Raw genomic sequence first — 21,845 nt, forward strand, 5'->3', positions numbered from 1 at the left:
CGAGACAAGCATATGGTTGAAATTGAACTGGACGGTCAGAAGGTAGAGATTACCGAGGGCAGCATGGTCATGCATGCCGCCGAGAAGGCCGGTACCTACATTCCTCACTTCTGTTATCACAAGAAGCTTTCCATTGCGGCCAACTGCCGCATGTGCCTTGTGGACGTGGAAAAGGCGCCCAAGCCCATGCCCGCCTGCGCCACACCCGTGACGCAGGGCATGATCGTGCGCACCAAGAGCGAAAAGGCCATCAAGGCCCAGCAGTCGGTGATGGAGTTTCTGCTCATCAACCACCCGCTGGACTGCCCGATCTGCGACCAGGGTGGCGAATGCCAGCTGCAGGATCTGGCCGTGGGCTACGGTGGCAGCTCCTCGCGCTATGAAGAAGAAAAGCGCGTGGTGTTCAACAAGGACGTGGGTCCGCTGATTTCCATGCAGGAAATGACGCGCTGCATCCATTGCACCCGTTGCGTGCGCTTTGGCCAGGAAGTGGCCGGTGTGATGGAACTGGGCATGATCCACCGCGGCGAGCATTCCGAGATCACCACGGTCGCCGGCGACACGATAGACTCCGAGCTCTCGGGCAACATGATCGACATCTGCCCCGTGGGCGCGTTGACCAGCAAGCCTTTCCGCTACAGCGCCCGTACCTGGGAACTGTCGCGCCGCAAGTCGGTGAGCCCGCACGATTCGACCGGTGCCAACCTGATCGTTCAGGTCAAGAACCACCGCGTGATGCGCGTGCTGCCGTTCGAGAACGACGCCGTCAACGAATGCTGGATCGCCGACCGCGACCGCTTCTCGTACGAGTCGCTCAACAGCGAACAGCGCCTGACCCGCCCCATGATCAAGCAGGGCGGCGAGTGGAAGGAAGTCGACTGGCAGACCGCGCTCGAGTACGTGGCCAACGGCCTGCGCCAGATCAAGCAGGACCATGGCGCGAACTCCATTGGCGCGCTGGTCAGCCCGCACAGCACGCTCGAAGAGCTGCACCTCGCGGGCCAGCTGCTGCGCGGCCTGGGCAGCGACAACATCGATCACCGCCTGCGCCACGCTGAGTTCGCCCCGGCTGCGGGCGTGCAATGGCTGGGCACTTCGGTGGCCTCGCTGTCGCTGCTGCAGTCGGCGCTGATCGTCGGCTCCAACCTGCGCAAGGACCATCCGCTGTTTGCCCAGCGCATCCGCCAGGCGACCCGCAAGGGCTGCAAGGTGCATGCCATCAACGGCCAGGAATACGACTGGGCCATGCCCGTCGCGCAATCGGTGGTACATGCCGCCGACTGGGAACAGGCGCTGGCCGATGTAGCCGCCGCCGTGGCCCAGGAAAAGGGCGTGGACGCACCGGTGCAGGTTGCTGCCTCGAACGACCAGGCCCAGGCAATTGCCAAGGCGCTGCTGTCGGGCGAACGCAAGGCGATTTTGCTGGGCAACGCCGCTGCCCACCATGCACACGCTTCGAGCCTGCTGGCCCTGGCGCAGTGGATTGGCGCGCAGACCGGCGCGAGCGTCGGCTACCTGACCGAAGCCGCGAACACCGTGGGCGCGCAATGGGTCAAGGCCCAGCCGCAAGCCGGCGGCCTCAACGCCGGGCAGATGCTGGCTGCGGGCGGCCTCAAGGCCGCACTGCTGCTCAACACCGAGCCCGCGTTTGACGCGGCCGGCGGTGCGCGCGGCCTCGACGGCGCGCAGATGGTGGTCACGCTGAGCCCGTTCAAGGCCAACATGGACATCAGCGACGTGCTGCTGCCCATCGCGCCGTTCTCGGAAACCCCGGGCACGTTTGTCAACGCCGAAGGCCTGATCCAGAGCTTCCACGCCGTCGTGCGTCCGCTCGAAGACACGCGTCCGGGCTGGAAGGTGCTGCGCGTGCTGGCCAATCTGCTGGACGTGCCTGGCATGGCCTACGAAACGGCCCAGGAAGTCCTGGCCGAAATTGCGCAAGGAGCATCGCAGGTGCCTGCCGAGAGTTTGAACAACGCTGCACTCGCGCCTGTGGCCGTGCGCCGCGAAGCCATGGCCGAGCCGGTCGTGGCGAGCATCTATCAGCTCGACGGCCTGGTGCGCCGCGCGGCTTCCCTGCAACTGACGGCGGACGCACGTCTGGTCCGTGACGGAGGTGCCGCATGATCGACGCCATCTACAACGGCGGCCTGGGCCTGTTCTCGGGTGGCTGGTGGACCGCCGTGGTCTGGCCGGTTCTCTGGATCCTGCTGAAGATCGTCTGCATCGTCGCCCCGCTGATGGGCGCCGTTGCCTACCTGACGCTGTGGGAGCGCAAGCTGCTGGGCTTCATGCAGGTGCGCCACGGTCCCAACCGCGTCGGTCCCTTCGGTCTGCTGCAACCCCTGGCCGACGGCATCAAGCTGCTGACCAAGGAAATCATCCAGCCCACGGCCGCAAGCAAGGGCCTGTTCTTCCTGGGTCCGGTGATGGCCATCATGCCGGCGCTTGCCGGCTGGGTCGCGATTCCCTTCGGTCCCGATGTCGCGCTGGCCAACGTCAACGCGGGCATCCTGCTGATCATGGCGATCACCTCGATCGAAGTCTACGGCGTGATCATCGCCGGCTGGGCTTCCAACTCGAAGTACGCTTTCCTTGGCGCGCTGCGCGCCTCGGCGCAGATGGTCAGCTATGAAATCGCCATGGGCTTCTGCTTCCTGGTGGTGATCATGGTCTCGGGCAGCATGAACCTCACGGCCATCGTCATGAGCCAGGGCACGGGCATGGCCGCCAACATGGGCGCCAGCATCCTGTCGTGGAACTGGCTGCCGCTGCTGCCTATCTTCATCGTCTACCTGATCTCGGGTGTCGCTGAAACCAACCGCCATCCTTTCGACGTGGTCGAAGGCGAAGCCGAAATCGTTGCCGGCCACATGGTCGAGTACTCGGGCATGGGCTTTGCGGTCTTCTTCCTGGCCGAATACGCCAGCATGTGGCTGGTGTCGATCCTGGCCGTGCTGATGTTCCTGGGCGGCTGGCTGCCACCGTTCGACTTCCTGTCGTTCATTCCCGGCTGGATCTGGCTGGGTATCAAGACCTTCGTCGTCGTGTCGATGTTCATCTGGATCCGCGCCACCTTCCCGCGCTTCCGTTACGACCAGATCATGCGTCTGGGCTGGAAGATTTTTATTCCCGTCACCCTGGTGTGGCTGGTCATCGTGGGTGCATGGTTGCACTCGCCTTGGAATATCTGGAAATAAGCGGGGACACAAATGGCTGCTGTTGCTGCTACATCTTTTTCTATCAAGGATTTCTTCAAGAGCTTCATGCTCTGGGAGCTGGTCAAGGGCATGTCTCTGACAGGTCGCTACGCTTTCCGCCGCAAGGTGACGGTGCAGTTCCCCGAAGAGAAGACGCCTCTGTCGCCGCGTTTTCGCGGCCTGCATGCACTGCGCCGTTACGACAACGGCGAAGAGCGCTGCATCGCGTGCAAGCTGTGCGAGGCCGTGTGCCCCGCGATGGCGATCACCATCGAGTCGGAAGTGCGGGATGACGGTTCGCGCCGTACCAACCGCTACGACATCGATCTGACCAAGTGCATCTTCTGCGGTTTCTGCGAAGAGAGCTGCCCGGTCGACTCGATCGTCGAGACGCACATCTTTGAATACCACGGCGAGAAACGCGGTGACCTGTACTTCACCAAGGACATGTTGCTGGCCGTTGGCGACCGCTACGAAGCCGACATCGCCGCCGCCCGCGCGGCAGATGCCAAGTACCGCTGAAGCGGCGCCTGAACTCCCAAGAAGACTCGATTCATGGACGCCAAAACTGCTTTTTTCTATCTGTTCGCGGTCGTGCTGCTCGTCGCCTCGTTCCGCGTGGTGACGGCGCGCAACCCCGTGCACGCCGTGCTCAACCTGATCCTGGCTTTCTCCCAGGCAGCGGCCATCTGGCTGCTGCTCAAGGCCGAGTTCCTCGCGATCGCGCTGGTGCTGGTCTACCTGGGCGCCGTGATGGTGCTTTTCCTGTTCGTGGTGATGATGCTGGACATCCGCATCGACGCGCTGCGCCAGGGGTTCTGGAAGCATTTCCCGCTGGCGGCCTTCATCGGCGTGCTGATCGTGTTCGAAATGGGCATGGTGCTCATGGGTGGCTTCAGCAGCATCGATGAACCCAAGGCCATTCCGGCCATGGTGCTCAATGCGGCCGGACAGCCCGAAGCCTATTCCAATACCAAGGAACTGGGCCGCCTGCTGTACACCGAATACCTGTATCCGGTGGAAATCGCGGCCACGATCCTGCTGGTGGCGATGATTGCCGCGATTGCTCTGACCCTGCGCAAGCGCAAGGACAGCAAGGCGATCAACCCCTCCGAACAGATTCGCGTGCGTTCCAAGGACCGCCTGCGCATGGTGAAGGTGGCGGCCACGCGTGCGCCCCAAGTACAAGAGGACGCAGGCGACGCTGCTGCGCAGGAGACCAAGGCATGACGCTCACACTCGGGCATTTCCTGACACTGGGGGCGATGATGTTCGCCATCGCTGTCATCGGCATTTTTCTGAACCGCAGAAACCTGATCGTTCTGCTCATGGCCATCGAGCTGATGCTGCTGGCCGTGAACATGAATTTCGTGGCCTTCTCCCACTATCTGGGTGACATGCACGGCCAGGTGTTCGTGTTCTTCATCCTGACCGTGGCCGCTGCGGAATCGGCGATTGGCCTGGCCATCTTGGTGTTGCTGTTCCGTAACAAGTCCAGCATCAACGCGGAAGATCTCAACACCCTCAAGGGTTGAGCGGCCGCAACTTGCAAGGTTCTCCAGAATGAGTCAAACCCTCTCCGCATCCACCCTGCTGGCCGTGCCCCTGGCACCGCTGGTGGGCTCTGCGCTCGCCGGCCTGTTCGGCACGGCCTTCGGCGGCAACCGCATCGGCCGCGCAGCCAGCCACACGCTGACCATCCTCGGCGTGTTCATCGCCTTCGTTCTGTCCGCCCTCACGCTCAAGAGCGTGGCGATGGACGGCGCGAGCTTCAACGAAACGCTCTACACCTGGATGCAGGTCGGCAGCCTGAAGATGGAAGTCGGCTTCATGGTCGACAGCATCACCGCGATGATGATGGTCGTCGTGACCTTCGTCTCGCTGATGGTGCACATCTACACCATGGGCTACATGAAGGAAGACGACGGCTACAACCGTTTCTTCGCCTACATCTCGTTGTTCACCTTCTCCATGCTGATGCTGGTGATGAGCAACAACCTGCTGCAGCTGTTCTTCGGCTGGGAAGCCGTGGGCCTGGTGTCGTACCTGCTGATCGGCTTCTGGTACAACAAGCCCACCGCGATCTTCGCCAACATGAAGGCCTTCCTGGTCAACCGTGTCGGTGACTTCGGCTTCATCCTGGGCATTGGCCTGATCGGCGCCTACGCAGGCACGCTCAACTACACCGAGATCTTCGCCAAGTCGCAGGAACTCGGCGCACTGAGCTTCCCCGGCACCGACTGGATGCTGATCACCGTGATCTGCATCTGCCTGTTCATCGGCGCGATGGGCAAGTCGGCGCAGTTCCCGCTGCACGTCTGGCTGCCTGACTCGATGGAAGGCCCCACGCCCATCTCCGCGCTGATCCACGCCGCGACCATGGTCACGGCCGGCATCTTCATGGTGTCGCGCATGTCGCCGCTGTTCGAGCTGTCGGACACCGCGCTGAACTTCATCCTGATCATCGGTGCCATCACCGCGCTGTTCATGGGCTTCCTGGGCATCATCCAGACCGACATCAAGCGCGTGGTCGCCTACTCGACGCTGTCGCAGCTGGGCTACATGACCGTCGCGCTGGGCGCTTCGGCCTACTCGGTCGCGGTGTTCCACCTGATGACCCACGCGTTCTTCAAGGCGCTGCTGTTCCTTGGTGCCGGTTCGGTCATCATGGGCCTGCACCACAACCAGGACATGCGCTGGATGGGTGGCGTGCGCAAGTACATGCCCATCACCTGGATCACTTCGCTGCTGGGCTCGCTGGCCCTGATCGGCACGCCGCTGTTCTCGGGCTTCTACTCGAAGGACATGATCATCGAGGCCGTGCACTTCAGCCAGCTGCCCGCTGCCGGCTTCGCGCACTTCGCCGTGCTCGCCGGCGTGTTCGTGACCGCGTTCTACTCGTTCCGCATGTACTTCCTGGTCTTCCACGGCAAGGAACGCTACGACCAGAACCCCGACGCGCACCACGACGACCACCACGCGCATGACGACCACCACGGCCATGGCCACGATGCCAAGCCGCACGAGTCGCCCTGGGTCGTGACCGTTCCGCTGGTGCTGCTGGCGATTCCCTCGGTGTTCGTGGGCTTCTTCACCATCGACCACATGCTGTTCGGTTCGTTCTTCGACGGCGTGATCACGGTCGACGGCGCCAAGCACGGCGCGATGGCCGGCATCGAAGGCATGTTCCACGGCGCGCTGGCCATGGCCATCCACGGCCTGCAGACCGCTCCGTTCTGGCTCGCACTGGCTGGCGTGGCGCTGTCGTACTACATGTACATGGTCAACCCGGCGCTGCCCGCGGCGATCAAGCGCAACTGCATGCCCATCTTCAACCTGCTCGAGAACAAGTACTACCTCGACTGGTTCAACGAGAACGTGCTGGCACGCGGAACGCGCGCCCTGGGCACGCTCCTGTGGAAGGTCGGCGACCAGACCATCATCGATGGCGCCGTGGTCAACGGCTCCTGGAAGGTCGTTGCGCGCATCGCTGCCTGGGCACGTGCGCTGCAGACCGGCTATATCTACCACTACGCGTTGGTCATGATCCTGGGCATCTTCCTGCTCATGACCTACTTCGTGTGGCTCAACAAGTAAGGAAGAACAAAAATGGGTTTGTTGAGTCTTGCCATCTGGACCCCGATCGCATTCGGTGTCCTGCTGCTGGCCCTGGGCCGCGACGAGCACGCACGTGCCGTGCGCTGGCTTGCGCTGGTCGGTGCCCTGGTCGGCCTGGCGGTCACGCTGCCGCTGTATCAGGGGTTCGACAACGGCACGGCCGCCGCGCAGTTCGTCGAAAAGGTGCTCTGGATAGAGCGCTTCAACGTCAATTACCACCTGGGCCTTGACGGTCTGTCGTTCTGGTTCGTGCCGCTGACGGCCTTCATCACGGTGATCGTGGTGATCGCGTCGTGGGAGTCGATCACCGAGCGCGTGAACCAGTACATGGCCGCGTTCCTGATCCTGTCGGGCCTGATGATCGGTGTGTTCAGCGCGCTCGACGGCATGCTGTTCTACGTGTTCTTCGAAGCCACGCTGATTCCGATGTACCTGATCATCGGTATCTGGGGCGGCCCGAACAAGATCTACGCCGCGTTCAAGTTCTTCCTGTACACGCTGCTCGGCTCGCTGCTGATGCTGATCGCGCTGATCTACCTGTACGTGCAGTCGGGCGGCAGCTTCGATCTGAAGACCTGGTATGCGATGCCGCTGTCGGCCTCGGCCCAGACCTTCCTGTTCTTCGCCTTCTTCGCGGCGTTTGCCGTGAAGGTGCCGATGTGGCCGGTGCACACCTGGCTGCCCGACGTTCACGTCGAAGCGCCTACCGGCGGCTCGGCCGTGCTGGCGGCCATCATGCTCAAGCTCGGTGCCTACGGTTTCCTGCGCTTTTCCATGCCCATCGCTCCCGACGCCGCGCGCGAATGGGCCTGGCTGATGATCGCGCTGTCGCTGGTCGCCGTGATCTACGTGGCCATGGTGGCGCTGGTGCAAAAGGACATGAAGAAGCTGGTGGCTTATTCGTCCGTTGCGCACATGGGCTTCGTGACCCTGGGCTTCTTCATCTTCAACGACCTGGGCGTGTCCGGCGGTCTGGTGCAGATGATTGCCCACGGCTTCGTGTCGGGCGCGATGTTCCTGTCGATCGGCGTGCTGTACGACCGCGTGCATTCGCGTGAAATCGCTGCCTACGGCGGCGTGGTCAACACCATGCCCAAGTTCGCTGCGTTCGCGCTGTTCTTCGCGATGGCCAATTGCGGCCTGCCCGCGACCGCCGGTTTCGTCGGCGAGTGGATGGTGATCCTGGGTGCCGTGAAGTTCAACTTCTGGATCGGCCTGGGCGCTGCCACGGCGCTGATCTTCGGCGCGAGCTACACGCTGTGGATGTACAAGCGGGTCTACCTGGGCCCTGTCGCCAACGACAACGTGCGTGGCCTGACCGACCTCAATGCCCGCGAATTCCTCGTGATGGCAGTGCTGGCGGTGGCCGTGCTCTACATGGGCGTGTACCCCAAGCCCTTCACGGATGTGATGGACGTTTCCGTGGCCCAGCTGCTGCAGCAGGTCGCACTGTCCAAGCTTCCCTGACCAGACTGAACTGAGAGACTCGAGATGATTGACAACATCAGCTGGCTTGCGATCTACCCGGAGATCATTCTCCTGGTCATGGCATGCGTGATCGCCCTGGTCGACCTGGGCGTGAACAGCCCGCGCCGCACCGCTACCTATGTGCTGACGCTGCTGACCCTGGCGGTGGTGGCCGTGCTGCAAGGCTTCTACGCTTCGAGCGGCCAGACTTTCTATGGCTGGGGCAACATGGTGGTCAGCGATGCCATGGGCAACTGGCTCAAGTGCTTCGCCACCGTGGCGTTGATGGTGACCCTGGTCTACGGCCGGCCCTACGCCGCCGACCGCGACATGCTGCGCGGCGGTGAGCTGTTCACGCTGTCCATGCTCGCGCTGCTGGGCATGTTCATCATGATCTCGGGCAACAACTTCCTGGTGCTGTATCTCGGCCTGGAACTGCTGACGCTGTCGAGCTATGCGCTGGTCGCGCTGCGCCGCGACAACGAAGCCGCCGTCGAAGCCGCGATGAAGTATTTCGTGCTCGGCGCGATGGCCAGCGGTTTCCTGCTGTACGGCATGTCCATGCTTTACGGCGCCACGGGTTCGCTCGATATCGGCCAGGTCTTCAAGGCCATCAACTCGGGTGCGATCCGCCATCAGGTGCTGGTCTTCGGTCTGGTGTTCGTCGTCGCCGGTCTGGCGTTCAAGCTGGGTGTCGTGCCTTTCCACATGTGGATTCCCGACGTCTACCAGGGCGCTCCCACGGCGATCACGCTGCTGATCGGCGGCGCGCCCAAGCTGGCCGCGTTCGCGATCTCGATCCGCCTGCTGGTCGATGGTCTGCTGCCGCTGGCAATCGATTGGCAACAGATGCTCGCGGTGCTGGCCATAGGCTCGCTGCTGGTGGGTAACCTCGCGGCCATTGGCCAGAGCAACCTCAAGCGCATGCTGGCCTACTCGACGATCTCGCAGATGGGCTTCGTGCTGCTGGGCCTGCTTTCGGGCGTGGTCAACGGCCATGTCGATCCCGCCACCGTCGAGAACGCCTACAGCTCGGCCATGTTCTATGTGGTCACCTATGTGCTGACCACGCTGGCCACGTTCGGCGTGGTGCTGCTGCTGGCGCGTGAAGGCTTCGAGAGCGAAGAGATCTCCGATCTGGCCGGTCTGAACCAGCGCAGCCCGCTGTATGCCGGCGTGATGGCGATCTGCATGTTCTCGATGGCCGGTATACCTCCGCTGGTCGGCTTCTACGCCAAGCTGTCGGTGCTGCAATCGCTGATCGCTTCGGGCGAAACCGCCTACATCGCACTGGCCGTGTTTGCGGTCGTGATGTCGCTGATCGGTGCGTTCTACTACCTGCGCGTCGTCAAGGTCATGTACTTCGATGAACCCATCACCGCGACCAGCGTGTCGGCGCCGCTCGACGTGCGCGTCGTGCTGTCGATCAACGGCGCGCTGGTGCTGCTGCTGGGCGTGATGCCCGGCGGACTGATGTCGCTGTGCGCGGACGCCATTGTCCGTGCCCTGGCTTCCTGAGAAAGCATGACCAAAGCGTGACCCAGACAGCCTCCATCTGGCTGGTGATATTGGCGGCCCTGGTGGCCGCCAATTTGCCATTTGTCAATCACCGCTGGTTCATCGTCGGACCGGTGGCAGCCGGGCGCAAGCCGCTGCCCATGCGCCTGTTCGAGATGCTGCTGCTGTATTTCCTCGTCGGCGGCCTGGCGCTGCTGCTCGAGCGCCGTGTCGGCCAGATCGCACCCCAGGGCTGGGAGTTTTACGCGATCACCGCTACACTGTTTCTGACGCTGGGCTTCCCCGGCTTCGTCTACCGCTACCTGGTCAAGCGACGTCAATAGGACAGCTAGGCCGGTCCGGTCATTCGCCATGAAGGTCCTTGATCTCGGTTGCCAGCACGGCCATGTCTTCGAAGGCTGGTTTGCGTCGGAAGACGATTTCCAGTCGCAGAAGGCGCGCGCCCTGGTGCTGTGTCCCATGTGCGGCGACTCCCATATCGACAAGCGCCTGAGCGCGCCGCGGCTGAACCTCGGCGCTGCGGCCCCCGCGCCCGCATCCTCTTCCTCTCCCCCGGCTGCGCCCGCCGCAGCCTCACCCCAGGCCCAGCAGGCGGCCTGGCTGCGCATGGCACGCGAAGTCATGGCCAGGACCGAAGACGTGGGCGAGCGCTTTGCCGACGAGGCGCGGCGCATGCACCATGGCGAAATCGAAGAGCGTGCGATCCGTGGGAAGGCCAGCGTGGCCGACGCCGTGGCCTTGCTCGAAGAAGGAATAGGCGTGCTGCCCCTGCCGATTTCCGACAGCTCCAAGGAAACGCTGCAGTAGCTTTCGAGGCCGAGAGCAGGCGGCTCAATTGTCGCCTGAGCGTCTGTTTTCAGCCTTTTCGCGGCCGGAAATGTTGTTTTCGATCAAGCTTGGCAACATTTTTGCCGGCGCTCTGCCGCATGCATGTTTGCAGGCACTTCGCTTGCAAGCCAATGCAGTCCGTGCCCGCTCGCCTGCTCTCGGTGCGGCGACAGGGCGATTAAGCGTTTGTACGGGCGTGTTTGCCCCAGTGTTCGCCGAGAGGTCGCGGCATACGATGCCATGCATATATCCCCCCAGGGACTGCCGCAAGGCAGACCATGGACGGTTTTGCAGCATCCACCGGAGCGGCCAGAGCGCACATGAGCGACGTCATTCTTGAGACCAGCCACCTGACCAAAGAGTTCAAGGGCTTCACCGCGGTCAGCGATGTGAACCTGTCGGTCCGCCGCGGCGCCATCCATGCGTTGATCGGACCCAATGGCGCAGGCAAGACCACTTGCTTCAACCTGCTGACGAAGTTCCTCGAACCGACTTCGGGCAGCATCCGTTTCAACGGCCAGGACATCACGCGCGCCCAGCCATCGCAGATCGCGCGTCTGGGCGTGATCCGCTCGTTCCAGATTTCGGCGGTGTTCTCGCACCTCACGCTGCTGGAGAACGTGCGCGTGGGTCTGCAGCGGCAGTTGGGCACGGCCTTCCATTTCTGGCGCAGCGAAAAGTCGCTGGACCAGCTCAATGACCGTGCCATGGCACTGCTGGCCGAAGTCAATCTCGAACACCTGGCCGATGAGCTCACGGTGAATCTGCCCTATGGCCGCAAGCGCGCGCTCGAGATCGCGACCACGCTGGCGATGGAGCCCGAGCTGATGCTGCTCGACGAGCCCACCCAGGGCATGGGCCATGAAGACGTGGACCGCGTGACCCAGCTGATCAAGAAGGTCTCGGCCGGCCGCACCATTCTGATGGTCGAGCACAACATGAAGGTGGTGTCCAGCATTGCCGACTGCATCACGGTGCTGCAGCGCGGCGCGGTGCTGGCCGAAGGCCCGTATGCCGAAGTCTCGAGCAATCCGAAAGTGATGGAAGCCTATATGGGCACGACCGACGGCCAACTTCAAGGAGCCCATTGAGATGGCCGCAAGCAACACGAAGGCGGGACAGCCCGCACTGGAAATCAGCGGCCTGCAGGCCTGGTACGGCGAGTCGCATGTGCTGCACGGCGTCGACATGACGGTGCAGCCCGGCGAAGTGGTGACGCTGCTGGGGCGCAACGGCGCGGGCCGCACGTCGACGCTGCGCGCGGTCATGGGCCTCACTGGAGCGCGCAAGGGCTCGGTCAAGGTCAATGGCGTCGAAACGATTCAGATGCCCACGCACCGCATTGCCCATCTGGGCCTGGGCTACTGCCCCGAAGAGCGCGGCATTTTCGCCAGCCTGACCTGCGAAGAAAACCTGCTGCTGCCGCCCGAACTCAAGACCGGCGAGAAGGGCATGTCGGTAGAAGAAATCTACGCGATGTTTCCCAATCTTGCCGAGCGCCGCCACAGCCAGGGCACGCGCCTGTCGGGCGGCGAGCAGCAGATGCTGGCCGTGGCGCGCATCCTGCGCACCGGCGCGCGGCTGCTGCTGCTCGACGAGATTTCCGAAGGCCTGGCGCCGGTCATCGTGCAGGCGCTGGCGCGCATGATCACCGCGCTGCGCGAGAAGGGCTACACGGTGGTGATGGTGGAGCAGAACTTCCATTTCGCCGCACCTCTGGCCGACCGTTTCTACGTCATGGAGCACGGCCGCATCGTCGAGCGTTTCGGCGCCGCCGAGCTCCAGGCCAAGATGCCCGTGCTCAATGAATTGCTGGGCGTGTAGTCCGGTGTTTTGTGGGTGTCCGCGCCGTGCGCGGCCCCGATTTTTTTCTGTCCTAGCCTTTATCCATCCAGGAGATATTCCCATGAAGACTTCGTTGACCACACTGGCTTGCGTACTGGCTGCTGCAGGTCTGGTGACCCCATTGGCCCAGGCCCAGGAAAAAGTGAAGATCGGTTTCGTGACCGATATGTCGGGCCTCTATGCCGACGTCGAAGGCAAGAACGGCGCGCTTGCCATGCAGATGGCCATCGACGACTTCGGCGGCAAGGTGCTGGGCCAGCCCATCGAGCTGGTCTCCGCCGACCACCAGAACAAGGCCGACATCGCGGCCAGCAAGGCGCGCGAATGGATAGACACCCAGGGCGTGACGCTGGTGTTCAGCGGCACGAACTCGGGCACGGCGCTGGCCGTGTCGCAGGTGGCGAACGAGAAGAAGCGCGTGCACATCAACAACGGCGCGGGCTCGTCGGCGCTGACCAACGAGCAGTGCAACCCCTACACCGTGCACTATGCCTATGACACCGTGGCGCTGGCCAAGGGCACGGGCGGCGCGGTCGTCGACCGCGGCGGCAAGGACTGGTTCTTCCTGACCGCCGATTACGCTTTCGGCCAGGCGCTGGAAACCGACACCACGGCCGTGATCAAGGCCAAGGGCGGCAAGGTGCTCGGCGGTGTCAAGCACCCGCTCAACGCTTCGGACTTCTCCTCGTTCCTGCTGCAGGCCCAGGCCTCCAAGGCACAGATCCTGGGCCTGGCCAACGCCGGTGGCGACACCATCAATGCGATCAAGGCGGCCAAGGAATTCGGCATCAACAAGACGATGAAGACCGCCGGCCTGCTGGTGTTCCTGACCGACATCCACAGCCTGGGCCTGAAGAACACCGAAGGCCTGCTGCACACCACCAGCTGGTACTGGGACATGAACGACGCCTCGCGCGCCTTTGCCAACAAGTTCTTTGCCAAGACCAAGCGCATGCCTACAGACGTGCAGGCCGCAGACTACTCGGCCGTGATGCAGTACCTCAAGGCCGTGCAGGCGGTCAAGACCACCGACGCCGACAAGGTCATGGCCTACCTCAAGAGCACGCCGCTGTCGGACTTCTACGCCAAGGGCAACATCCGTGCCGACGGCACCTACGCGCACGACATGTACCTGGTCGAAGTCAAGAAGCCTTCCGAGTCGAAGAAGCCCTGGGACTACCTGAAGGTGCTGTCGACGCTGCCCGGCGACCAGGTCTTCACCACCAAGGCCGAAACCAAGTGCGCGCTCTGGAAATAAGAGCCATCGGCATGGCCCTGGAGACCTTGTTCTCCCGGGCCATCTGAGCCGCTCGCAGCCGCGCTTTCTTCTCTTACCTTTCGCGTATACCCCATGGAAATTCTCGGTGTTTCTTTGCCGGGCCTGATGAGCCAGCTCCTTCTGGGGCTGGTCAACGGCTCGTTCTATGCGATCTTGAGCCTGGGCCTGGCGGTGATCTTCGGCCTGCTCAACGTCATCAATTTCGCACATGGGGCGCTGTTCATGCTGGGTGCCGTGAGCACCTGGATGGCGATGAACTACTTCGGCATCAACTACTGGGTGATGCTGCTGGTCTCGCCGCTGCTCGTGGGCCTGCTGGGCGTGCTGATCGAGCGCTTTCTGCTGCGCTGGATCTACCGCCTCGATCACCTCTACGGCCTGCTGCTGACGCTGGGCCTGTCGCTGCTGATCGAAGGCCTGTTCCGCTCGGTCTACGGCGTGTCGGGCCTGGGCTATGACACGCCCGAGTTGCTCGAAGGCGCGACCGACCTGGGCTTCATGATGCTGCCCAACTACCGCGCCTGGGTGGTGCTGGCTTCGGTCACCGTATGCCTTGCGACCTGGTTCGTGATCGAGAAGACGCGGCTTGGCGCCTATCTGCGCGCGGGCACCGAGAACCCGCGCCTGGTCGAGGCTTTCGGCGTCAACGTGCCGGTGATGATCACGCTGACCTATGCGTTCGGCGCGGGCCTGGCGGCGTTTGCCGGCGTGCTTGCGGCGCCGGTCTACCAGGTGACTCCGCTGATGGGCCAGAACCTGATCATCGTGGTGTTTGCCGTGGTGGTGATCGGCGGCATGGGCTCGATCATGGGCGCCATTCTCACCGGCCTGGGCCTGGGCGTGATCGAAGGCCTGACCAAGGTGTTCTATCCCCAGGCTTCCTCGACCGTGGTGTTCGTCATCATGGTCATCGTTCTTCTGATTCGCCCCGCCGGCCTGTTCGGCAAAGAAAAATAAGGGGCCGCCAACATGAACACCAAGCTTCTTGCCAAGATGGGCTACGGCCTGCTGCTGCTGGCCCTGATCATCGCGCCGTTCGCCGGCGCCTACCCGGTATTCGTGATGAAGCTGATGTGCTTCGCACTGTTTGCCGCGGCCTTCAATCTGCTGCTGGGCTATACCGGCCTGCTGTCCTTCGGCCATGCGGCTTTTCTGGGGACCGCAGCCTATATCACCGGCTACAGCATGAAGTTCTGGGGCCTGTCGCCCGAGCTGGGCATGCTGGCCGGCACGCTGGGCGGCGCCTTGTTGGGCCTGCTGTTCGGCTGGCTCGCGATCCGCCGCCAGGGCATTTATTTCTCGATGATCACGCTGGCGCTGGCGCAGATGGTGTTCTTCGTCTGCCTGCAGGTACCTTATACCGGCGGCGAAGACGGCCTGCAGGGCGTGCCGCGCGGCAAGCTGTTCGGCCTGATCGATCTGGCCGACGACCTGACCATGTACTACGTGGTGCTGGCCATCGTGGTCGCGGCCTTCCTGCTGATCGTGCGCACCGTGCATTCGCCGTTCGGCCAGGTGCTCAAGGCCATCAAGGAAAACGAGCCGCGCGCGATTTCGCTGGGCTATGACACCACGCGCTTCAAGCTGCTGGCCTTCGTGCTGTCGGCTGCGCTCACGGGCCTGGCCGGCTCGCTCAAGACCGTGGTGCTGGGCTTTGCCACGCTGTCGGATGCGCACTGGACCACGTCGGGCCATGTCGTGCTGATGACGCTGATGGGCGGCCTGGGCACGCTGTCCGGGCCCATCGTCGGCTCGGCGGTGGTGGTGCTGATCGAGAACAAGATAGGCGAACTCGGCACCTTCCTGGGTCGCATCACGGGCTTCGAATGGTTCAACACGCTGGGCGAGTCGGTGACCATTGTGACCGGACTGATCTTTGTGGTCTGCGTGCTGGCCTTCCGCCGCGGGATCATGGGGGAGATCAATGCGTGGCTGGCGCGGCGCAAGGCTTGAGTTGATCGCTTCTTGTTGCCGCATGCCTCTGCCGAGGGCAGCAGCCGGGTCTCGGCCCGGCGGCCAAAAGAAAGGAGAGCGGGGGCCCCTGGTTCCTGCTGTCTGCGACCCTGCGCGCGCCAAGGCTGGGCGCCCCCGCGCAGCCAGAAGGGCGGTTACCGATACCGCTCGCCCCAAGAGCGTTGCCCACCGATTCCGTTCGCCCTGAGCGCAAGCGCTGACCGTTCGCCCTGAGCCTGTCGAAGGGCAGTCTCTCAGAGCTTCAGCCGCTGCGCATATCCCGTCATTTCCAGATACCCGCGCCCGCGCAGCGCGCCGCCATCGGCTGCGCGCAGATCGCATAGACCTTCCCAGTAGATCGTTCCCGTCGAGGCGCGGCTGTCGAGTTCCTGGGCGTCGAGCAGGGCGTCTACCTGCCAGCTGCCCGCGGGCGTGGTGACGCGCCATTCGACGGGATAGCGCGCGCCGCTGGCCGGGCTGGTCCACCAGCGCTGCGGCGTGAACACCACTTCCCCGGCCGTGAAGATGCGCGCGGCCTGGCCCGGTGCGCGCCAGGAGCCGCCGGCCCAGAGAGTGCTGCCGTCGGGGCGGCGCAGGCGAAAGGCGGTGAGCGCGCTGCCGTCGTCGAGATTCATGCCTATCCAGTCCCAGCCCTGGGCTTCGGGGTGCATCAGCGCGTCGCTGACTTCATGGTCCAGCCAGGCGCGGTTGTGGGCGCTGGCGTCGATCGCCAGCGTGCGGCCGTCGAGGGTGATCGTGCCCGACACATCCAGCTGCGGCTGGCTGTAGTAGTAGCTCGCCTGCACCGCATCGGGGCCCTTGCGCGACAGGCCGGCGTTGCCTTGCAGCAGCACCGGCTGGGTGGTCGCGAGCTGCAGTGCGAGATCGAAGCCGTCGCCCGCGATATGCGCGGCATAGCGGCTGGCCTGTGCGGCCGTGCCGGAAGGCGCGGGCCTGCGGCGCAAGAACCAGTCGCCGAGCTGAACATCGGTATCGCCTTCGCGTGCCTGCGCCAGGCCCATGCCTGCGCGCGCGCTGCGCTGCGCATGCAGCTGGTGCCGGCCTGCGACATCGGTCAGCGCGGCGTGCGCGAACACCAGCTGGCGCGCGGCAAAGGCCGAGCGCAGATTCTGGGTGGAAGGCACGCGCGAACGGAAGAACGTCAGCTGGAAACCCAACAGCCGGCCAGCGGCCTGGACATGGCCCGTGATGTACCACCATTCGGTGCCCAGCCCGGGGTGGCTGCCGAAGTCGCGCGGGAATTCGAGCACCCTGGCCGGCAGCGCGCTGGCGCGGGGGGGCAGGGCAAGGATTGCGGCGCCGGCCGCGGCCTGGGTCAGCCAGCGGCGGCGCGGGTCGGAAAGCGGCGGGCGGGTCACAGACATGGCGTCTGCCAATGTAGCGCAAGCCCGCTGCTGGCGCTCACGTTCAGTACGTCATCTTCAGCTGGAAGATCGCGGTCGTGCCGCTGACTTCATTGCCGACGATCAGCAGCGGCTTGCCGTTGGGCGAGGCAGCCGCGGGCACGAAGTGCAGTCCCTCGGGGCCCAGGTCGCCGACCTTGTCGAGGTTCTTTGCCGGGTCCAGGTCCCAGCCTTCGCGCGTGTTCAGGTAGTCCATCTGCAGCGGCGCCCTGGGGTTGGTGATGTCATAGACCAGCACGCCGCCCATGCGCTCCAGACCGACGAAGGCAAAGGTCTTGTTGCCGACCTTGCCCACGGTCAGGCCTTCGGGTTCCGGGCCCTTGGCGCTGCTGCGTGCATCGGCCTTGGCGAGGGCGTCGTGGCCGGTGTTGAAGTAGGTCTTGCAGGGGATGCTGCGCGCGCTGCCCAGCTTGCAGGCGTCGCTGGCGAGGAACGTCTCTATCGCCGCGCCCGAATCCCAGACCAGGGCGCCGTTGTCGTCCCAGATCGAGAACGAGCGGCCGCCGAAGGCATACAGGTTGTCGTACATCAGCCGGTCGCCCGTGGGGCTGGCCACGCCGGCCGCGGTGTACAGAACGGGCGTGCCGTCGGCGTTCTGCTGGTAGCCCTGGGTCCAGGTGACCTTGAGGCGGCCCAGCACATCATCGTCGCGGCACTTGCCCGGCGTGCCGGCGGCGGCGCCGCAGTAGGCAAAGGTCGCGGGGTTGAGCAGTCCGCCCGCTGCCAGGGCGTTCAGATGGGCCGGCAGGTCGTCGCCCTTGCGGCCGCTCCAGCCCTTGGCATTGGTCAGGTGCTTGACGCGGAATTCCTCCATGAAGCCCTTGCCGGTGTCGCCGTTCACATAGGCCGGATTGTTCTCGCCCCAGGCGCGTGCATCGCCTTCGTTGGCAGTGACGAGATAGGTCTTGCCGCCCGCATCGTAGGCCGCGATGCTGTCGGGCATGTAAAGGCTGCGCAGCCCGGCCCAGGTCGTGATGTTGATCTTGCCGTCTTCGTCCTGGATGTCGAGCGCGTTGGCTGCCAGGCTGTTGTCCTTGTAGCCCAGCGCGGTCACCGAGGTCACCTGTGCCGATGCCAGATCGATGCGCGCCAGCGCGTTGTTCTCCTGCAGCGTGACCCAGGCCGTGCGGCTGTCGGCCGACACGGCGATGTATTCGGGCTCGAAGTCCCTGGCGGCCGTGGCCTTGGGGCCGAAGATGCGCACGCCGCGCGCGCGCAGCGCGGCTTCCTGGCCGTTGAATTGTGTGAAGCCGGCGGTGCGCGCCTGGGGCTTCTTGGCGTCGCTGACATCGATCACGCTGACCGAACCTTCGGGGTCGATCTGGTAGTCGTCGCTGGGCTCGCCTTCGTTGGCGACCAGCACATACTTGCCATCGGGCGTGAACGTCACCATGTCGGGCTGGGCGCCGATCTCTATCTGGCTGATCAGCGCCAATGTGTTGGCGTCGTAGAGCGCCATGCGGCCGTTGTCGGTCTTCACCTTGGCCTGCATGGCCACGGCGACAAGGCCGTTGCGCACCGCGACGCTGTTGATCTCCGCGCCCGCGAGCACGGACTGGCCTTCGATGCGGCCGACCTTGACGGGCTTGGCCGGGTTGCTCAGGTCCAGCACATCGACCGCGCCGGCCAGTGCGTTGACCACGAAGCTGCGCTTGCTGACAGCGTCGTAGGCCGTGATTTCGGCCGCGCTCTTGACGAACTCACCGGTGGCGTAGCTGCCTATCTTTTCGAGCGCCACGGTCAGCGGCGTGGCTTCGACGGCGGGCGGGGGCGGGACTATGGCTTGCGGCGTGCCGTCGCTGCCGCCGCAGGCGGCGAGCAGTGCGGTGGCAAGAACGCTCAGCGCGAACAGGCGGGAGTGGGCAGGAAGCGAGCGCAGGGAAGAAGCCATGGTGGGTAGACGCGGATGCAGTAGCGAAGCCTGCGTTGTAGCGGGCGTTCGTGACACTGGCGTGAATCCGCGCCGCTACCAGTCTTCCTTGACGGCCAGCACCGCGTCGCGTCCGGCAGCGGCCCGGCCTGCGAGCCAGGCGGCCAGCGTGCCTGCGGCCGTCACGGCCAGCGCCAGCAGCGTCAGGTGCAGCCAGGGCAGGCGCAGCTCCATGGTCCAGTGGAAGCTCTGCGGGTTGACCACATGCACCAGGATCACCGCCACGCCCAGGCCCAGCAGTGTGCCGGCGATCGCGCCCAGCGCGCTCCAGACCGCACCTTCGCCCGCGACCACGCCCAGGATCTGGCGGCGCGTGAGGCCCAGGTGGGACAGCAGGCCGAACTCCTTGCGCCGCGCCAGCACCTGGGCGCTGAAGCTGGCGGCAATGCCGAACAGGCCTATGCCTATCGCCACGGCCTGCAGCCAGTAGGTCACGGCAAAGCTGCGGTCGAAAATGCGCATGGAGCGTTCGCGCAGTCCCTGGCTGCTGAGCCACTCGAGCGCGCCATAGGTCGGCGCGAGCGCCTGGATACCGGCCTGCAGCGCGGCGAGATCGGCGTTGGGGCTGGGCCACAGCGCGATCTCCGAAACCCGCGTGTCGCCCGTGAGGCGCTGGTAGTCGGCGCTGTCGATGGCGACGGCGCCGAACTGGCGCACGTAGTCGCGCCAGATGCCGGCAACGAAAAAATCGGGCGCGGCCGCGCCGGCCTGGGCAAACGCCGGCTGCAGCGCGTTCCAGCGCTGGCCGGGCCGCAGGCCGTAGAGCTGGGCCGCGGCTTCGCTGACATGCACGCCTATCGCGCCGGGTGGCACGGCCAGCGGCGGCGCGAGCCAGGGCAGGGCCTGGGCCTGCGCTCCCTGCAGGGGCCGCACCAGCAGTGCCATGGCGGGCTGGTCGCTGGCCAGCGACAGGCTCGCGTTGCGCTGGGCCTGGGCGCGCGCCACGCCGCGCAGGGCGCGCACGGCTTCGGTGAGGCCCGCGTCGCGCAGGCCTGCATCGCCTTGCGCGCCGCTGGCGCGCACATAGGCGGGCGCGGGCAGCGCGGTATCGAGCCACTCGGCCATGGAGCCGCGAAAGCTGCTGACCATCACCGTGAGCGCCACGGCCAGGCTCAGGCTGGCGACCACACCGCCCACGGCCACGCTGGCGCCGGCGCGCATGCGCCGCGCGCGCTCGAAAGCCAGCAGCCACAGCGGGCGCTGGCGCGCAAACTCCGGCAGGCGCTGCAGCAGCCGGCCCAGCAGCCAGGGCAGGGCGGCCATGCCGCCGAGCAGCAGCAGTCCCACCGAGACATAGGCGGCCAGTGGAATCCCGGCAATGGGCGGCAGCCAGGCCAGGGCTGCGCTCGCGGCCAGCAGCAGCAGGGGCAGGCGCGCTCCGGCTTGCGGGATCTGCAGCGCGCCCAGCCCCTTGAGCGTCGCGGCCGCGGGCAGCGATTGCGCGGCGCGCGCCGGCCACCAGCCTCCGGCCAGCGTCGAGGCCAGGCCCAGGCCCGCGAAGACCAGCGCGCCCGCGCCGCTCCATTGCAGAGTGGGCTGCACGCCAGTGAAATAGCCGCCGCCCAGATCGCCGCCGAGCAGGCGCAGCGCGAGTGCCGCCAGGCCCAGGCCCAGCGCGATGCCGCCCACGCTGCCCAGCAGCCCCAGCACGGCCGACTCGGCCAGCACCAGCGCCAGGCGCTGGCGGGCGGTGAGGCCCAGCACTGCGAGCAAGGCAAATTGCGGCGCGCGCCGCGCCACGCTCAGCGACAGCACGGAAAACACCAGAAAGGCACCGGTGAACAGCGCCACCAGCGCCAGCACCGTGAGATTGACGCGGTAGGCGCGCGACATCTGCGCCACGCGTTGCTGTTCGTTGCCCGGCACGCTTGCGAGCACGCCCGCGGGCCAGCCGGGCGCGGCGCGCAATTGGGCCAGCAGGCGCTGGCCGTCGGCCCCGGGCGCGAGCAGCAGATCGACGCGGCTGATTTCGCCCCAGCGCTGCAGCAGGTCCTGGGCCGCGCCTATGTCCATCAGCGCCAGCGGCGGGCCGCTGGCCGCGACCGTGCCCGCGACGCGCACCGCGACGGGCGCGCGCGCATCGCCCGTGGCCGATGCCGGCAGGCGCCACCACAGCTGCGCACCCACGGCCTGGCTTTCGTTCAGGTCCAGGGCCTGCAGCGCTGCGGCGTTGAGGAACACGGCATCAGGAGCGAACAGATCGAGGCGGTCATGGCCGGCAAACAGCCGCGGCATCAACGCCGGCGCGAGCGCGCCGAACTGCAGCGCGTCGCCGCCCAGCAGGCGCAGCGTGACGGCGGGCTGGTCAGCGGTCGGAGCGCGCCGCGCCTGCACCGACGCCTCGAGCCAGGGCGCGGCGCGCGCGACCTGCCGCTGTTCGCGCGCGACCAGGCCATAGACCTGCTCGGGCAAGGCGCCCTGCATGGCGCGCAGTTCGAGATCGGGCTGGCCCTGCACGCTGCGCACCGCGCGCGAGAACTCGTCGAGCGCCGAGGCATTGATCACATGCACCGCAAAGCCCAGCGCCACGCCCAGCACCACGGCCAGCAGCGCGCTGGCCGTGCGCCAGGGGTGGTGCAGCAATTCCTGCAGGGAGAAAGTGCGCAGCAGGGCGAACATGGATGAAGGCTTCAATGAATGTGGTCGCGCGGGCCAGGTCCGTGCCAGTCAGGGCCGGGATCGGTCTGCTGGCGCTGCGCGATCCTTGAAAAAAGGGCGCGCATGCCCACAATTTAACAGCAGGTCCTCGCGGCAATGCGCTGCGAGCGGCCAGGCGCCACACG

At 65.2% G+C, this 21,845-nt stretch carries 18 protein-coding genes; 15 read left to right on the top strand and 3 right to left on the bottom strand.

Annotation, left to right across the window (positions count from 1 at the left end; genetic code table 11):
* Window positions 1–12 precede the first annotated feature (12 nt).
* From nuoG to ACSVDO_RS05315, 15 genes are all read left to right on the top strand, one after another.
* Window positions 13–2,127, top strand: coding sequence for an NADH-quinone oxidoreductase subunit NuoG (gene nuoG / locus ACSVDO_RS05245; protein ID WP_489595233.1), 2,115 nt, complete (start codon window positions 13–15; stop codon window positions 2,125–2,127).
* Window positions 2,124–3,200, top strand: coding sequence for an NADH-quinone oxidoreductase subunit NuoH (gene nuoH / locus ACSVDO_RS05250; RefSeq protein WP_489595234.1), 1,077 nt, complete (start codon window positions 2,124–2,126; stop codon window positions 3,198–3,200). Before nuoG ends, nuoH begins: the two co-directional genes overlap by 4 nt.
* Before the next feature lie 12 nt (window positions 3,201–3,212).
* Window positions 3,213–3,722, top strand: coding sequence for an NADH-quinone oxidoreductase subunit NuoI (gene nuoI, locus ACSVDO_RS05255; protein ID WP_213296811.1), 510 nt, complete (start codon window positions 3,213–3,215; stop codon window positions 3,720–3,722).
* A gap of 33 nt (window positions 3,723–3,755) precedes the next feature.
* Complete coding sequence (locus ACSVDO_RS05260) at window positions 3,756–4,430, top strand: NADH-quinone oxidoreductase subunit J (protein WP_332539064.1); 675 nt, start codon at window positions 3,756–3,758, stop codon at window positions 4,428–4,430.
* The gene (gene nuoK, locus ACSVDO_RS05265) at window positions 4,427–4,735 is read left to right on the top strand and encodes an NADH-quinone oxidoreductase subunit NuoK (RefSeq protein ID WP_213296817.1); all 309 of its coding nucleotides are present in this window, start codon (window positions 4,427–4,429) and stop codon (window positions 4,733–4,735) included. The genes ACSVDO_RS05260 and nuoK overlap by 4 nt, the downstream gene beginning before the upstream one ends.
* Window positions 4,736–4,763: 28 nt before the next feature.
* Window positions 4,764–6,797, top strand: a complete 2,034-nt coding sequence (nuoL, locus tag ACSVDO_RS05270; protein ID WP_489595236.1) for an NADH-quinone oxidoreductase subunit L — start codon at window positions 4,764–4,766, stop codon at window positions 6,795–6,797.
* Between the two features lie 12 nt (window positions 6,798–6,809).
* On the top strand, window positions 6,810–8,285 hold the full coding sequence (locus ACSVDO_RS05275; RefSeq protein WP_332539062.1) for an NADH-quinone oxidoreductase subunit M: 1,476 nt from the start codon (window positions 6,810–6,812) through the stop codon (window positions 8,283–8,285).
* 24 nt (window positions 8,286–8,309) lie between these two features.
* A complete protein-coding gene (gene nuoN, locus ACSVDO_RS05280; protein ID WP_332549600.1) occupies window positions 8,310–9,803 on the top strand; it encodes an NADH-quinone oxidoreductase subunit NuoN in 1,494 nt (497 codons plus the stop codon).
* 17 nt (window positions 9,804–9,820) lie between these two features.
* Complete coding sequence (locus ACSVDO_RS05285; RefSeq protein WP_332549601.1) at window positions 9,821–10,126, top strand: DUF2818 family protein; 306 nt, start codon at window positions 9,821–9,823, stop codon at window positions 10,124–10,126.
* 28 nt (window positions 10,127–10,154) lie between these two features.
* Window positions 10,155–10,610 (top strand): DUF1178 family protein, encoded by a 456-nt coding sequence (locus ACSVDO_RS05290; RefSeq protein WP_489595238.1) that lies wholly within the window; start codon window positions 10,155–10,157, stop codon window positions 10,608–10,610.
* A gap of 341 nt (window positions 10,611–10,951) precedes the next feature.
* Window positions 10,952–11,722, top strand: coding sequence for an ABC transporter ATP-binding protein (locus ACSVDO_RS05295; protein ID WP_332539056.1), 771 nt, complete (start codon window positions 10,952–10,954; stop codon window positions 11,720–11,722).
* A 1-nt stretch (window position 11,723) separates the two neighbouring features.
* Window positions 11,724–12,455: an ABC transporter ATP-binding protein gene (locus tag ACSVDO_RS05300; protein ID WP_332539055.1), complete on the top strand. Its 732-nt coding sequence runs from the start codon at window positions 11,724–11,726 to the stop codon at window positions 12,453–12,455.
* 82 nt (window positions 12,456–12,537) lie between these two features.
* On the top strand, window positions 12,538–13,734 hold the full coding sequence (locus ACSVDO_RS05305; RefSeq protein WP_332539054.1) for an ABC transporter substrate-binding protein: 1,197 nt from the start codon (window positions 12,538–12,540) through the stop codon (window positions 13,732–13,734).
* Between the two features lie 93 nt (window positions 13,735–13,827).
* Complete coding sequence (locus ACSVDO_RS05310) at window positions 13,828–14,712, top strand: branched-chain amino acid ABC transporter permease (protein ID WP_184273905.1); 885 nt, start codon at window positions 13,828–13,830, stop codon at window positions 14,710–14,712.
* Between the two features lie 12 nt (window positions 14,713–14,724).
* Entirely contained in the window at window positions 14,725–15,708 is a 984-nt protein-coding gene (locus tag ACSVDO_RS05315) for a branched-chain amino acid ABC transporter permease (RefSeq protein ID WP_332549602.1), read from the top strand.
* A 254-nt stretch (window positions 15,709–15,962) separates the two neighbouring features.
* On the opposite strand, the gene ACSVDO_RS05320 is transcribed toward ACSVDO_RS05315, so the two are convergent.
* From ACSVDO_RS05320 to ACSVDO_RS05330, 3 genes are all read right to left on the bottom strand, one after another.
* Entirely contained in the window at window positions 15,963–17,093 is a 1,131-nt protein-coding gene (locus tag ACSVDO_RS05320; RefSeq protein ID WP_489595240.1) for a lipocalin-like domain-containing protein, read from the bottom strand.
* A gap of 43 nt (window positions 17,094–17,136) precedes the next feature.
* Window positions 17,137–19,023, bottom strand: coding sequence for a choice-of-anchor I family protein (locus ACSVDO_RS05325; RefSeq protein WP_332535032.1), 1,887 nt, complete (start codon window positions 19,021–19,023; stop codon window positions 17,137–17,139).
* Between the two features lie 75 nt (window positions 19,024–19,098).
* Complete coding sequence (locus tag ACSVDO_RS05330; protein ID WP_489595242.1) at window positions 19,099–21,681, bottom strand: FtsX-like permease family protein; 2,583 nt, start codon at window positions 21,679–21,681, stop codon at window positions 19,099–19,101.
* Window positions 21,682–21,845: the final 164 nt, after the last annotated feature.

The organism is Comamonas sp. DB36 (genome assembly GCF_057914905.1).